14 protein-coding genes are annotated in these 13,980 nt (G+C 40.4%); 9 read left to right on the forward strand and 5 right to left on the reverse strand.

The window, feature by feature from the left end; all coding sequences use genetic code 11:
* The 5 genes from DP117_RS10445 to DP117_RS36125 form a co-directional block, all read left to right on the forward strand.
* On the forward strand, nucleotides 1–2,167 hold a 2,167-nt coding region (locus DP117_RS10445), incomplete at its 5' end, for a HEAT repeat domain-containing protein (RefSeq protein ID WP_211176030.1).
* Nucleotides 2,168–2,563: 396 nt separating this feature from the next.
* A complete protein-coding gene (locus tag DP117_RS10450) occupies nucleotides 2,564–3,127 on the forward strand; it encodes a Uma2 family endonuclease (RefSeq protein ID WP_169218247.1) in 564 nt (187 codons plus the stop codon).
* A 93-nt stretch (nucleotides 3,128–3,220) separates the two neighbouring features.
* Nucleotides 3,221–3,514 (forward strand): nucleotidyltransferase family protein, encoded by a 294-nt coding sequence (locus DP117_RS10455; protein ID WP_169218248.1) that lies wholly within the window; start codon nucleotides 3,221–3,223, stop codon nucleotides 3,512–3,514.
* The gene (locus DP117_RS10460) at nucleotides 3,511–3,660 is read left to right on the forward strand and encodes a hypothetical protein (RefSeq protein WP_211176031.1); all 150 of its coding nucleotides are present in this window, start codon (nucleotides 3,511–3,513) and stop codon (nucleotides 3,658–3,660) included. The genes DP117_RS10455 and DP117_RS10460 overlap by 4 nt, the downstream gene beginning before the upstream one ends.
* Nucleotides 3,661–4,069: 409 nt before the next feature.
* A complete protein-coding gene (locus DP117_RS36125) occupies nucleotides 4,070–4,249 on the forward strand; it encodes a HepT-like ribonuclease domain-containing protein (RefSeq protein ID WP_248277612.1) in 180 nt (59 codons plus the stop codon).
* 209 nt (nucleotides 4,250–4,458) lie between these two features.
* Here the strand turns inward: DP117_RS36125 and DP117_RS10470 are convergent, their stop codons facing one another.
* The 4 genes from DP117_RS10470 to DP117_RS10485 form a co-directional block, all read right to left on the reverse strand.
* Nucleotides 4,459–5,133, reverse strand: a complete 675-nt coding sequence (locus DP117_RS10470) for a response regulator transcription factor (RefSeq protein WP_169218249.1) — start codon at nucleotides 5,131–5,133, stop codon at nucleotides 4,459–4,461.
* A 3-nt stretch (nucleotides 5,134–5,136) separates the two neighbouring features.
* Nucleotides 5,137–6,111: a GTPase Era gene (gene era / locus DP117_RS10475; RefSeq protein WP_169218250.1), complete on the reverse strand. Its 975-nt coding sequence runs from the start codon at nucleotides 6,109–6,111 to the stop codon at nucleotides 5,137–5,139.
* A 342-nt stretch (nucleotides 6,112–6,453) separates the two neighbouring features.
* Nucleotides 6,454–6,627: a hypothetical protein gene (locus DP117_RS10480; protein ID WP_169218251.1), complete on the reverse strand. Its 174-nt coding sequence runs from the start codon at nucleotides 6,625–6,627 to the stop codon at nucleotides 6,454–6,456.
* A gap of 154 nt (nucleotides 6,628–6,781) precedes the next feature.
* Complete coding sequence (locus DP117_RS10485) at nucleotides 6,782–7,912, reverse strand: succinylglutamate desuccinylase/aspartoacylase family protein (RefSeq protein ID WP_169218252.1); 1,131 nt, start codon at nucleotides 7,910–7,912, stop codon at nucleotides 6,782–6,784.
* Nucleotides 7,913–8,553: 641 nt separating this feature from the next.
* Here DP117_RS10485 and DP117_RS10490 point away from each other — a divergent pair.
* Nucleotides 8,554–10,071, forward strand: coding sequence for a GAF domain-containing sensor histidine kinase (locus DP117_RS10490; protein WP_169218253.1), 1,518 nt, complete (start codon nucleotides 8,554–8,556; stop codon nucleotides 10,069–10,071).
* 208 nt (nucleotides 10,072–10,279) lie between these two features.
* On the forward strand, nucleotides 10,280–11,704 hold the full coding sequence (locus tag DP117_RS10495; RefSeq protein WP_169218254.1) for an IctB family putative bicarbonate transporter: 1,425 nt from the start codon (nucleotides 10,280–10,282) through the stop codon (nucleotides 11,702–11,704).
* 159 nt (nucleotides 11,705–11,863) lie between these two features.
* Here DP117_RS10495 and DP117_RS10500 read toward each other — a convergent pair whose 3' ends face one another.
* Nucleotides 11,864–12,151: a WGxxGxxG family protein gene (locus tag DP117_RS10500; protein WP_169218255.1), complete on the reverse strand. Its 288-nt coding sequence runs from the start codon at nucleotides 12,149–12,151 to the stop codon at nucleotides 11,864–11,866.
* Nucleotides 12,152–12,552: 401 nt separating this feature from the next.
* Here DP117_RS10500 and smpB point away from each other — a divergent pair, with 401 nt between their 5' ends.
* Nucleotides 12,553–13,020 carry an SsrA-binding protein SmpB gene (gene smpB, locus DP117_RS10505; RefSeq protein WP_169218256.1) on the forward strand — a complete coding sequence of 156 codons (468 nt, stop codon included), beginning with the start codon at nucleotides 12,553–12,555 and terminating at the stop codon, nucleotides 13,018–13,020.
* Nucleotides 13,021–13,197: 177 nt separating this feature from the next.
* The gene (locus DP117_RS10510) at nucleotides 13,198–13,917 is read left to right on the forward strand and encodes a rhomboid family intramembrane serine protease (RefSeq protein ID WP_169218257.1); all 720 of its coding nucleotides are present in this window, start codon (nucleotides 13,198–13,200) and stop codon (nucleotides 13,915–13,917) included.
* The last annotated feature ends 63 nt before the right edge of the window (nucleotides 13,918–13,980 follow it).

Here is a 13,980-nt window from a genome sequence, read left to right on the forward strand (position 1 = left end):
AGCGAAGAATCTGAAAAATCCTTCCTTAAGTGAGGAGTGTCATTCTGAGGGTAACGTCAGTGGAGCGAAGAATCTGAAAAATCCTTCCTTTCCCAAAACATCTATCCAACAAGGGGAACAGCTATGGCAAAAGCTGAATGAATCTGGAAGAGAACGCTTGCTTGACTTGGTAAAAAATCCCCTGAGATTAGCTTTGATGTGTCAAGTCTGGGACACGACTAAGGATTTACCAGAAACTCAAGCTGCACTTTACAAGCGATTTACACTATACCACTATGAGTGGAAACAAACTGAATTTCCAACAACGCTCGCCCAACAGAATGAGTTGAATTCAGCTTTAGGAAAGTTGGCACAAAAAGCTATCGCTTCTGGAAAAACCCGATTTCGCATTGGACAGAACTTTGCTTACCGGGTGATGGGAGAGAATCTCTTTGATCGCGCTTGTCGTTTAGGGTGGCTGAATCAGGTAGATCGAGATAAACAAACAGAAGAACCCTTCTATGCTTTCTACCATGCCACGTTTCAGGAATATTTTGCGGCATTAGCGATTGATGATTGGCACTTTTTGCTTAACCACGTCCTCAACAACCCATCCCAAGGAATTTATCGCATATTTGAACCCCAATGGAAGCAGGTGATATTGCTGTGGTTGGGTTGCGAGAAAGTAGAACCAGAGCAGAAAGAGCAGTTTATAAAAGCATTAATAGAGTTTAATGATGAATGTGGAGAATTTTATCAGTATCGAGCTTATTTTTTAGCCGCAGCAGGAATTGCTGAATTTCGAGATTGTTCTAAAGCTGATGAAATCGTAGAGCAAATTGCTAAGTGGAGTTTTGGTTATTTTAATGAAAATTATCAATGGTTGACGTTTATTGAACCCATTGCAGACCAAGCCAAAGAAGCTTTACAACAGACAGAGCGTGAAAAAGCAATCCAGAAATTGGTACAACTTATCAATTCAGTTGTGGGTCAGCGTGAATATACTCATTACTTAGTCGCTGAAAGTTTAGTAAAGATTGGTGTTGGCAGTCCAATAGCAATTAAGTTGTTAAAGCAAATTATAGGTTCAGCTAAGGATGAATACATACTTAGACTGACAGCTAATTGTCTAGGTAAAATTGACCCAGGTAATCAAATTGCTATCGAAAAGTTAGAACAACTCATCAATTTAACTGAAGAGCAATTCACTCTTGGCAATTTAACTGAAGAGCAATTCACTCTTGGCAATTTAACTGAAGAGCAATTCACTCTTGGGCTGTTAGTTCACAATTTATTGGAAATTGAATCCGGCAATCCAATAGCAATCCAAAAGTTATTACAAATCATTGAGTCAGCTAAGGATGAATCAACTCTTTGGCAAGCAGCAGAGAACTTAGGGAGAATTGAAATAGGCAATCCTGTAGCAATTCATGCATTAAAGAGGATTATCAAGTCAGCGACTAACACTTACACCCTTTACCTTGCAGCTGATAGCTTAGGAAAAATTTCCCCTGGTAACTCAACAGCAATTCAGACACTAGTACCGCTTATGAAGTCGGCTAAGACTGATAGATATGACTTACGTGGGAATATAGCTTGGAGTTTAGTAAAAATTGGCACAGACAATATTATAGTAGCAATTGAAGAACTCTTAAAATTAATTGAATCTACTGACGATGCGCTTACCCGTTATCTTGCAGTTGATAGCTTAAAGAAACTAGAGCCTCATCACTCCAGGGCAATTCAAGAATTAGAGAAACTCATCCAATTCTCTAACGATGAATATACTTGCTGTCTAGCTGCTAGCAGTTTAGTGAAAGATAACCCAGAACATACAGAAGCACTCAGTAAACTGAAGCAGTTTCTTCAATCTAATGATGAATCTATACGTTACATAGCCATTGAGTGTTTATTACAAATTGACTCTCTTAACCAAAAAGTAGTTAAGCAGTTAGAACACATCCTTATGGCAACTAGCAATATGTCCATACGTAGCCAATCTATTGAAACCTTAAAGAAATGTATACAAAATGAACACTTAACAGTAATAATCGAAAACTGGAAAGAGTACCTATCTCATGAAACCTACAAAAAAAACTTATCCCTATTCCATTTATCCTACAAACTTATCTGGCACTGCGCCCAAAATATGCCCTACCTCTCCTTTTATCAGGCTTGGCATCATTGAAGGAATAAATAGATCTCGCAGCAGAAAATGGTTCATCAGAGAAACTACCGAGTAGTCAATAGACTTCTTGCAAATGAAATGTCATGTTTCGCTTCGCGAAACATCTCTTGAGATTCTGAGGCTTCGCCGCGCCAAGGCGAACGCTACACTGCGTTTCGCTCAGAATGACATCCACAACTTTTCTACTTTTGCAAGAAGTCTAATGGCGATGCACCGGAGGAGCCGCGCAAGGCGCGATAAGCCGGAGGCTTGACGCAAAGAGTATCCCATTGATTTTCTTCAAGCTTGTATTAAGTGCGATCGCACTGAGTGCCCACCAAAAACGCGCCTGTCAAATGAGCTAGCCTGCTGCGTTTTGCTAAACTGAGAACACATCTTCGTACTGATTCAGGAGCTATGAGCGCTACAACTCTCCACTCCCTTACCCTAGAGGAGTTCCTGAAGCTCCCAGAAACCAAGCCAGCCAGCGAATATATTAACGGTGAGATTATTCAAAAGCCAATGCCGAAGGGGAGACATAGCCGCTTACAAGCTAAACTCTGTGCAGCAGTCAATCAAGTTGCAGAGGACAAGAAAATTGCCTATGCTTTTCCCGAATTGCGGTGTAGTTTCGGGGAACGCTCAATTGTACCGGATGTGGCTATATTTCTGTGGAGGCGCATACCATTTCTGATTGATGATCAAGTCCCTGATAACTTTGAACTACCGCCAGATTGGACGATTGAGATTCTGTCGCCAGAACAAAAACCCAACAAAGTGATTGGTAATATTCTTTATTGCTTAAAACATGGTAGTCGCCTCGGATGGTTTATTGATCCTGATGACTTCAGTATCTTAGTATTTCTCCGTGAGCAACAGCCTTTACTACTTATGGGAGAAGATTTATTGCCTGTGTTACCAGAAATTGAACTGACATTAACAGTCAATCAAGTTTTTGGATGGCTGAAGATGGGCGGCTAATGATTTGGAAGACTGTCTTCGTTTAGTAAAAGAAACCCGTTCTAAAGCCCAGTTTTAATTTCTGTTGATAAGTTTGGAGTAAAACTTTTGAAGATGAAAACGTTGGAGGAAATTAAGCAAATTCTCAGACAAAATAAACCGCTGTTGCAGGAACACTATCATATCACGCAGCTAGGCATCTTTGGTTCTTACGCTCGTGGTGAACAGACACAGGAAAGTGATGTTGATGTACTCATTGACTATGATCGAGCGCCTACCTTATTTAAACTGGTAGAACTAGGCGACTATCTTAGTAGTGCGATCGGTATGAAGGTTGATATAGTGACGCAAAACGGTTTAAAGCCAAGAATCCGGGAGCGAGTGTTATCGGAAGTCGTTTATGTATGACTAAACGACAACTCTCAGAATTTCTCCAAGACATATTGGATGCTATTGCGGACATTGAAGCGTTTACAGACGGAATTGATTTTGAAACATTTCGAGTCAACCGTGAGAAAATTTTAGCTGTTGTGAAGTCACTCGCTAGCCCCTAAGAGGGGCGCTACGCAAACGCTCAAATTCAAAATTCAAAATTCAAAATTCGCTCATTGAATTAGTGGGAGCTTGTACTCACCACTAATTCAAGACCACCAAATCAAAGATTATGGTGGGGGCTTGTACCCAGAATTAATCAATTCAAAAAAAGATTCTTAATTTTGAACTTTGAACTTTGAACTTTGAATTCAAAAAAGGTCAATCAAAATCTTATACCGATTCAAAAAATGTTTGCGACAGATACCCCACCCGCGCTACCGCGCACCCTCACGCCAGGTGCTTCAAGTCGGGAAACCCGCCCAACGCACTGGCTCCCCTTGCTAAGGGGAGGGTTGGGGAGGGGTCTTTTCTATGTGTTGCATTCTTTTTTCAAATTGGTATTAGGAGAAGCAGTCAAGCGAATTCCCGATGAGATCCGCAGCCAGCACCCTCAAATTCCTACCGAAAGCGGTGGCGCTTATGCGAGATGTGTTAGTGCATGAATATTGGGGAATTGATGTAAATGTTGTCTGGGCAACGGTTCATGAAGGATTGCCACCTTTAAAAGCAGTGATTGTTGAAATCACGAGAAACTTGCAGAATACTTGAGCAGATAAACTTGTTTTGCCAATCGCTGAAATAAATGTATTGGCAAAGGAGAGTCAGAGGCGATTGGGCAAGCAACACTAATTTCTAGTGACGCACCGAAACAATGGTGGGCTACGGCGCACTTTAGTTATCATGTAAAACCTCAACTGTTGTGCGCCTAACCCACCCTACATAATGGATAATTTATTTTTTGGTACTCTCTTGGCTTTTCACACTAACCCAGAACGCAATGCGACAACTGCAGCTTGGACGCGATCGTCAACAGATAACTTATTCATAATCCCACGCACGTGAGTTTTGACAGTATTCGGACTCAGATAAAGCTTCTCAGCTATCTCTGGGTTGCTCAAACCTTCTACCATCAGTTTCAAAACTTCTAACTCACGCCCAGATAAATTTGCAGTGTTTCCACTGGGAGCAGGAGGTTTGAGATTATCAATGACTCGTCTGGCGATTTGAGGATCGAGATAAGTTGCACCTTCAACAGCAGCGGCGATCGCACTCAACAGTCGCTCAACACTCGCCCCTTTGATACAATATGCATCAGCACCGCTAGACAACGCCGCAATAATTTCTGTATCTGTTTGATGTGATGTCAGCATCACGACGTGAGTGTTTGGTAATTCTTTTTTTATTTGCTGTGTTGCAGCTATCCCATCTAACCGGGGTAAGCCAATATCCATCACCACCAAATCCGGTTTCAGTTTCAGTGCTGCTTGCACACCCAAATAACCATCTTCCGCTTGTCCTATAATCTCTAACTGAGGATGAGCCATTAATGACTGTTCTAATCCCAGTTGCATCATTGGATCATCTTCTACTATCAAAATCCGCAGCGCAGAAACATCAGCATTTAGATTTAAGCGAAAGTTGTTATTGTACATTTTTTATTCTTCCACCCGATACCCAAACTCTGCCAAACGTATGCGAGACTGACGCCATTTTGGTTGCACTTTGACGAACAGTTCAAGATAAACTTTCCCAGCGATTAACTTTTGGATTTGTTGGCGGGCTTCACTACCAATAGCTTTTAACATTGCTCCACCTTTACCAATCAGAATTCCTTTTTGGGAATCGCGCTCAACGTGTATTGTCGCAAGTACACGAGTCACAAACGGTGTTTCTTCCACTTTGTCAATTGAAATAGCAACTGAATGGGGAACTTCCTCACGAGTTAACAGCAAAATTTGTTCTCGGATCAATTCACCCATAATAAAGCGTTCTGGTTGGTCTGTAATTAAGTCAGGTGGATAATATAATGGTCCTAATTCTAACTGTTGAATTAAAAGCTGTTGCAGTTCGGGTAATCCGACATTTGTTTTGGCAGAAAATTTCTTTATTTGCCACTGATGCAACTTTGCCAATTCAATGTAACTATCGTCTATGCTCTGGAAATCTGAAGGTTGCCCGTCAATTTTATTCAAGCCAAGAATCACTGGTATTGGGCTTTTATTGAGTAAATCAGCAATGTAGCGATCGCCTGTACCACAAGCTGTCGATGCATCCACCACAAACAAGACGACATCTACCGATTCGATAGCTATTTTGGCATTTTGCACCAGCACTTCCCCCAATTGATGATGGGGTTTATGAATTCCTGGAGTATCTACAAAAATGAGTTGAGCTTCTGGAGTTGTAAGAATGCCTCGTAATCGATTGCGTGTTGTTTGTGCTACTGGTGATGTGATGGCAATTTTTTGTCCTACCAGTTGATTCATTAACGTAGATTTACCGACATTTGGCCGACCAATAATGCCGACAAAACCTGATTTATATTCAGGAGGAGCTTGCGGAATTACCACTTCTCCTGACAGAGAGAATATGTCATTTTGACTACTATTTACTCGTTGCTGTACCGTCATATTTTCTCTTCAGGATTACGTAACTTTCTGTACAAGGACAAAACAAACATCAAAACACCACTGAATTTTTAGTTATTACTTTGCCTTAATTTTAATTTACTATTAATTATCTATCTCTGCCCACTATGGATGAGAGAAAACAAACAGATAAATTTCTCTCCACAGAAAGATAATATTTCGGTTTAGGCGGCGAAGCCTTTTCCCCATATTCCGCATCGACAATTTTGAGTTAGTAAGTTGGCGAGTTCGTAAGAATTCACGCCCGTCAGTATTCAGGAATCAGAATAATGAAAGAATCAGGAGAATCTTTGATGAATGAATATACCAATCATGCTAAACTGCTTACAAATTATGGCTTCTGACTCCTGACTCGTGACTCCTGACTCGTGACTCGTGACTCCTGGCTTCTGACTCCTGGCTTCTGACTTCTGACTCCTGACTCGTGACTCGTGACTCCTGGCTTCTGACTCCTGGCTTCTGACTCCTGACTCCTGGCTTCTGATACCAATTCTCCATGAGGATGCACTTAATGTTTATTAAACGAACCGCCAAGACGCCAAGAACGCCAAGAATGAAAGAGTAAGTATTAAGTGCAAGTTTACTCCAGAATTGGTATGACTCGTGACTCCTGACTCGTGACTCCTGACTCGTGACTCCTTTTCACAACAGACTATCCAAGAATTCCTAACACAAACTCGCCTTCATTGACTGCCTGATTGCTTGAGACATCGTAAACTAATCCATCTTGTTCTGCACTGACATCTATCAGAGTTGGTAACTTACCCTCTTTATTAAAATTCAAAATTTGATAAATTCGTTCTCCAGCTTTTACTAAACTCCCCAATTCTACTCTTGATTGAATCATTCCACCTGTTGGGGCATAATATTTTTGCACTTGACTTCTTAATTGAAAGCTCATGTTATCAAATGTGTTTTCCTTAAGAGAAAACCCAGAAATTTGCAAAACTCTTTTTTGTTTTAAATAGTTTTTTACACCTCGAAGACCTTTTTCTACTGAATGAGGATTCATTTGCATCCCTGTACCAAGTTCGAGTGTCCAAGCTTCTACATCAAATCTGATTTCTCTACCTAGTTTTTTAAAACACTCTTCCAAGGCTAACCAAGGCTTGATAAAAGCTTCATCAAAAGCATCACCGTCGTATTTATCAAGTTGAATGCCAAATTCGAGTAAGAAATGTTTTGCACTTTCTTCTCGGTTACGAAACAAATAAAGGTAGTTTAATCCTTGACAGGTATGACTGTGTAAGTCAATCAAATAATCTGCATCTAAACTAAGAGATTGCAATTTATAGCTAAATCGTTGTGTGTAAGGTACTCCACTAGAAGAGTTAATTTTTTCGGAAAATTTGGCAAAACTCTGTCCAATAACAGTGAGATAGTTTTTTCTGATAACTTCTGGTTCAAAATTGATTTGAGATTTGGCAAATGTGAATAAATCATCAGCGTGTTTTTCGTAGTCCCAAAATATACGGTTCCAATCTTTCGCTTCGTAAACACAGTATCTTCCAGAGGAAAAAAAGTGCGATCGCTGATTAGTTCCGATTGGGTTACAAACAGGAACTAACCAAATTTCACCAAATAAGTCTGTATCATTTATCGTTTTCAAAAACTCCATTAGTTGGTGGATAACAGCATTTCCAACGATTTCAGCACCATGTAGATTGGATTGAATATAAACCTTTTTGCCAGGATGAGCGCCAATAAACTTGTAGACTTGCAAGGATAAGACATCACCTGAAGCCATGTGGCGCAGAGGAATTGTAGAAATAATAGGAAGCATAAGCAATTCGCGAGTACACTTTTTACCTCTTCGTTCTTATAGTAGGACGACTGAGAGACAACCTCCATACGCAAAAGTTACCCGGTTTTTATCAAAAATCGTCTGTTTCGCAATCAAATACGAACGAAGAAAGCGAGTTTCTAGCAGATAATGCGTAAGTTCTAAAATCCTTTCCCTCACTCCCCAACGTCAAAATTAGATTTCTCTTCAGTAATGAATCGCGTAGTAGTACACGACGGCGCAAATAAACATACCATTTCAAACACCCAAAAGCCTTGTCTTTTAAGCATTTTGAACTTTGAATTTTGAATTTTGAATTCCAAGGGAGCGGTAGTAGCTTGTTGTTCATTTTTTTTTAAAGAGTATTTTTACTGAAAAAATAAATAAAATGTAAAAAATATTACTTATATTTTGAGCTTGGGTTATTACGGATAGAGATTCAGTCATACTCCATTACCTTGTTAGAAAATAAAGTCAAAGGATAGTATTTTCTATGACATCTTAAAACGTCGAGCAAAAAATAAATTACCCGAAACTTGTTAATTTACGGCACAATTAGGGAAACATGAGAATAGCAAATAACCCAGATACAGTGGTTACATAAATTACTCTAGTGAGAGATTGTTAAGGTAGCGATGGCAATGGTAGAGTCTGAGAACAAATTATTTAGCATGAAGGATAACTGGGTTTCCCAAAAAATGGGAGAACAACAACGCCTCAAAGTTTTATCAGATTTAGGTTTGCTCCAACCAGAGACAATTCCAGTTTTTGAAGAGGCGACTCAAACTGCTGTCCATTTATTGGAAGCACAAATTTGCATTTTGGGATTTGTGGATCAAGAACGCCACTGGTTCAAATCGTCTGTGGGCTTGTCTAAGCTACGGGGAGGAATTATGAATCATCTGGCACAAAGCCGTGAACTGTTACGCCAGGAATCATTTTGCACTAAGGTGATAGAAAGTGCGCAACCTTTTATCATTAATGATACGCATCAACTGACAACAGCAGATAGTTCTGATTACAGCAAGTTGATCCAGGATTATGGCATTCGCTCTTACTTGGGAGCACCACTATTTGACGCTTCTGGACATTGTCTGGGTGCATTAGCAATCATGGACACAAAACCACGTAATTTCACTGGTAAAGACATTGAATTTATACAAGTTATTGCTCGTTGGAGCATGAGCGAATTTGAGCGTAATCGTCTATTGGAAACAACGTCAAATCCCACCTTATCGAGTAGTCTTTCTAATTTCTCACAGAAGCATATCGTTAATACTACTGAAATCAAAATCAGCCCATCTACACAAAAAGATTTAGTTCCTACCAACCAACTAAAATTAGAATTGTTAGGACAACTCATTCAGGAGTTACGTACTCCCTTAACATCTGTGCTGGGTATGGCTAGTGTCTTAGGACGTGAAATTTATGGTCCTTTGACAAATAAGCAAAGAGAATATGTGGAAATTATTCAACACAGTGGTCGGTATTTGCTTTCATTGGTTAACGAAATTTCTCAGATGGGAAGCATGGAGGAAAACCCAACAGAATTAAATTTAGCTTCTGTGGATGTTGAAATGCTATGTCAACAGGTTCTCAGTACTTTAGAAGAAGCAGTTAACCGCCGCGAGCAAGATCTTCGTTTTTCTATAGAACCAGGACGCAGTCGCATTTGCTCTTTGGATAAAGACAAAGTGCGACAAATCCTATATCACCTGATTTTCAGTGTCATTCAACTTTCTGCGACAGGTAGTATTGTTCGCATTCATGTTTCTTCTAAAGAGGATACATTAAATATCACTGTCTGGGTGTCACATCCTTGGCTAGGTGAAGGCATCACTGAAGTTGATCCGTTATTTTGCCACAGCAGGACACTACCATTACGAAAACTGACACGTGAGAAATCAAGTTATGGTAGTCATTTCAAGGACTTAGAACAAACACCGGACTTATCAGTTATTGTAGACATGCCAAACGAGAGTATAACTAAGCCTCATGGTCATCTTTCTCGTGAAAGCTTAGGTCTTTTACTGAGTTGCCATTTTGCAGAGCTGCATGGTGGACAAATTGCTATTCAAGGTTCATCAGAATCAGGATATCGCTATGTACTGAGTTTACCACTGAATTTAGGCACACCAGATGCCGCGAGCGATGTCTAACTCAAGGTTGCTTGTCTTCAAGCACAATAACACAAGCTGTGTTGCATTAGCAAACAAGTGCAAATTGTTCAAATGATGGGCAAATGGCTGATAGCAACAACAAATGAGTGAATAATTTGCAATCCGGTGTTGTGAACTTTTTGAAAGACCAGATTATCATTAAGTCCAAGTTCTACACAGGAGTGCTAGTTCATCACAGCTTGGTATTATGAATTTAGTTTGGCAACGATTTACTTTATCCTATCTGCCTCTGAAGGAATATCTTCGCACAAGTTACCTACATTCCTCTTTGGTGGGACTGTTGCATTCCTGGAGACAAAGTAGCCTATTGATGCAGTGGGGAGAAACAATAGCAGCTGTTTTACTCAGCGTTGTCTATGCTTTTGCCCCTTTTGTGTCCAGTGACTTATCGGGATTGATATTGCTGGCTTGTGCAGGATTTTGGGTATTGTTAACTTTATCCGATGAAACAACATCAAATACCCCAAGTGTCACCCCTATTCATTTACTTGTACTGCTTTATTGGGGAATAGCCACCGTAGCTACAGCTTTGTCACCCGTAAAGAAGGCGGCGTTGACCGATTTAAGAAATTTTACGCTTTATTTACTTCTGTTTGCCCTTTGTGCTAGGGTTATGAGGTCGCCTCGCCTTCGTCAATGGCTGATTACGCTGTACTTGCACATATCCCTCATTGTGAGTGTATATGGATTGCGGCAATGGTTTTTCGGAGCACCAGCACTAGCAACTTGGGTTGATCCAACATCTTCTTTCTCAAAGACGACAAGGGTTTATAGCTATTTGGGCAATCCTAATTTGTTGGCTGGGTACCTTTTACCTGCGGTGGTTTTAAGTATAGTCGCAGTTTTTGCGTGGGCTAGCTGGTTCAAAAAAGCATTAGCATTAACCATGTGTGTTGTGAATGGTTCTTGCTTGATTCTGACTTTCAGTCGTGGTGGCTGGATTGGGCTAGTCGTTGGAGTTTTGATCTTAATAGGGTTGCTGTATTATTGGTGGAGCTTGCAAATGCCTCCTTTGTTGCGCACCAGTTTGCCGTGGATTCTTTTGGTGAGTTTGACTGGGGTGTTGGTGTTTGCTACAGTGTTTATTGAACCAGTACGCGATAGAATTTTCAGTATTTTCGCTGATAGACGAGATAGTAGTAATAATTTTCGTAAGAATGTTTGGACTGCTGTCTTTAAAATGATTCAGGATTATCCAATCACTGGTATTGGACCTGGGCACAATGCCTTTAATAAAGTTTACCCCATCTATCAACTTCCCCGTTACACTGCTTTAAGTGCCTATTCAATTTTCTTGGAGATCACTGTAGAAACTGGCTTTGTCGGTTTAGCTTGTTTCTTGTGGCTATTGATTGTCATATTTAATACAGGTTTTGTACAACTGCAACGGCTACGAGAAATCAAAAGTGTGGATGGATTTTGGATCATGGGGGCGATCGCTTCTTTAGGTGGTACACTTGCCCATAATTTGGTTGATACCGTCTGGTTTCGTCCTGAAGTCAATACCACATGGTGGTTAATGGTTGGTTTAATTGCTTCCTATCACAAATCTATGTTCCACGAGCAAGCCAGAAAATTCGATTCAACAAACCCAGAACCTACAGTTGGCTAACTTTTGTCTACAATAGTCAAAGACAGTCTTTGTTACACTAGACTGTCCTTGGTTAATAAGCTTAAAATAAGCCTTAGATATACAGTCTAAGGCTTTCTATCTTTTTGTTGTTTCATTGGTTGTATTTATTTGTTGAACAAAGAATACAGTTATTCTCTGTTATTCTCTGTAAGTAGTACTGCCAACGGTATTAGGATCACGATAGCGGTTTGGTTCTTCGCGGCGTCCTCTACCAGCTAAACCAGCTAAACCAAGCAAACCTAGTAATCCTAACCAACCCCAATCAAAATCATTGTCGCCATAAGCTCTGGTGTCAGTTGTTGTGCCAGGAGCGGTGGTTGCTCCTGGATCTGTTGTAGTCTGAGCAGAAGCAGGGGTAGCAAAGGGTAATGCCATACTTAAAGCAATAACGCTAGTGCCAATGACTTTAGTGAATTGACGTTTCATGATTTAACTTCCTCAACCCTTGAGAGTTCACTCACTAATCTACTCAGTCAATACATGAACAAAATCATTCTGTGGCTATAAAATCAGCTTTTGATAAACTCACACTCAAGAAGTACAAAATTATCCCAACCTTTACAGAAGAAATATACTAAGTTTGTATTTGTTAACAATTTTTAATTCCCTATCATATACTACAAATCATGATGAGGAACCTTAAACAAGTTAGAACTCCTGCAAAAGTTAATTAACAATACAAACAAGCTAAAACAGTACAAACAAGCTAAATTAGTAGGATAACACTAGTATTTAGTTGAATATTGATGGCAGTTTAATATCCCCACGTCTGACAAACGACCATACACTATCTTTATCTAATACATTTGAGGTACGTATAATTCTCGATGAGTGACAAGAGCGAAGGTTACAAAGTTATTAGCGACAATCGTCAAGCCCGTTATTTATACGAAATTCTCGAAACCTATGAAGCTGGAATTCAGTTGACAGGAACCGAGGTGAAGTCAATTCGTGCGGGTAAGGTTAATCTCCAAGATGGGTATGCTTTAATCCGTGATGGGGAAGCATGGCTCATTAACGCGCATATTTCGCCATACAATGCTAGTGGGCAGTATTTTAACCATGAACCGCGCCGCACACGCAAGCTGCTACTGCATCAGATGGAAATTCGCAAGCTTGTTGGCAAAGTAGAACAGCAGGGTTTAACTTTAGTACCTTTGAAGATGTATTTCAAGCGTGGCTGGGTGAAAGTCAGTATAGCTCTTGCCAAAGGTAAAAAAATCCACGACAAGCGCGAAGATATCAAACGACGCCAAGATCAGCGCGACATGCAACGGGCGATGAAAGTCTATTAAACAGTTATCAGTGAGCCAGCGCTGCAGGAGGGTTTCCCGACAGAGGCGACTGGCGAACCCGAAGGGTTATCAGTGAACAGTGATAACTGATGACTAAATACCTCCACAGGTTAGAAGAAATGACACGAAAAATTAGGTAATCTGAGGCTTGTTCCTCAAAAGTTGGGAAAAACGCCTGTGGTTCCTATTAGAGATGATAATCCTACGACAATTACGCCTTATGTCACATATGGGTTAATTGCTGTCAATGTCTTGGCTTTTCTTTACGAAGCAAGTTTGCCTCCGCAACAATTAAACGGATTTTTTCACCTTGCGGCTGTTGTTCCACGAGAACTCACCGCCAGCTTTGCAGGAATTTCAGTCAATCAGCCAGTGCCTGAATGGGTTACTTTGATTACCTCGCAGTTTTTGCACGGCGGTTTACTGCACTTGGCTGGTAATATGTTGTTTTTATGGATTTTTGGTAATAATGTAGAAGACAAATTGGGTCATGTCAAATATTTGTTTTTCTATATAAGTTGCGGTGTTTTGGCATCACTCGCCCAATGGTACTTTGCACAAGGTTCTTCAATTCCTTCTTTGGGAGCAAGTGGTGCGATCGCCGGCGTCATGGGGGCATACATTCTCCGTTTTCCTCAAGCAGAAATTCTTGGCATTGTTCCCTTAGGGATTTTCTTCCCCACATTTCGGGTTCCAGCATACTTCTTTTTGGGATTTTGGTTTATCCAACAAGCTTTCTACGGGATTGCTAGTCTAGAAACACCGACTAATATTGGCATGGAAAGTGGCGGTATCGCCTATTGGGCACATGCAGGTGGTTTTCTTTTTGGGGCAATTCTCGGTCCATTGTTGGGATTATTTAGCGACAAACCAAGAGAAGAATCTTGGTACAGGTAGATAAAGCAAGTGTCACGAATAGGGCTGGCACTTGTGATTCTTCATTAAGTTTGCCAAATATGG

The sequence above is a fragment of the Brasilonema sp. UFV-L1 genome (assembly GCF_012912105.1).
Classification (GTDB): Bacteria; Cyanobacteriota; Cyanobacteriia; order Cyanobacteriales; family Nostocaceae; genus Brasilonema.

What these genes read in the sequence shown, in the direction of transcription:
- DP117_RS10470 (WP_169218249.1), bottom strand. Translation starts at nt 5,133, where the DNA reads ATGTACAATAACAACTTTCGCTTAAATCTAAATGCTGATGTTTCTGCG.
- DP117_RS10485 (WP_169218252.1), bottom strand. Translation starts at nt 7,912, where the DNA reads ATGCTTCCTATTATTTCTACAATTCCTCTGCGCCACATGGCTTCAGGT.
- DP117_RS10500 (WP_169218255.1), bottom strand. Translation starts at nt 12,151, where the DNA reads ATGAAACGTCAATTCACTAAAGTCATTGGCACTAGCGTTATTGCTTTA.
- smpB (WP_169218256.1), top strand. Translation starts at nt 12,553, where the DNA reads ATGAGTGACAAGAGCGAAGGTTACAAAGTTATTAGCGACAATCGTCAA.
- DP117_RS10450 (WP_169218247.1), top strand. Translation starts at nt 2,564, where the DNA reads ATGAGCGCTACAACTCTCCACTCCCTTACCCTAGAGGAGTTCCTGAAG.
- DP117_RS10480 (WP_169218251.1), bottom strand. Translation starts at nt 6,627, where the DNA reads ATGGAGAATTGGTATCAGAAGCCAGGAGTCAGGAGTCAGAAGCCAGGA.
- DP117_RS10455 (WP_169218248.1), top strand. Translation starts at nt 3,221, where the DNA reads ATGAAAACGTTGGAGGAAATTAAGCAAATTCTCAGACAAAATAAACCG.
- DP117_RS10460 (WP_211176031.1), top strand. Translation starts at nt 3,511, where the DNA reads ATGACTAAACGACAACTCTCAGAATTTCTCCAAGACATATTGGATGCT.
- DP117_RS36125 (WP_248277612.1), top strand. Translation starts at nt 4,070, where the DNA reads ATGAGATCCGCAGCCAGCACCCTCAAATTCCTACCGAAAGCGGTGGCG.
- era (WP_169218250.1), bottom strand. Translation starts at nt 6,111, where the DNA reads ATGACGGTACAGCAACGAGTAAATAGTAGTCAAAATGACATATTCTCT.
- DP117_RS10490 (WP_169218253.1), top strand. Translation starts at nt 8,554, where the DNA reads ATGGTAGAGTCTGAGAACAAATTATTTAGCATGAAGGATAACTGGGTT.
- DP117_RS10495 (WP_169218254.1), top strand. Translation starts at nt 10,280, where the DNA reads ATGAATTTAGTTTGGCAACGATTTACTTTATCCTATCTGCCTCTGAAG.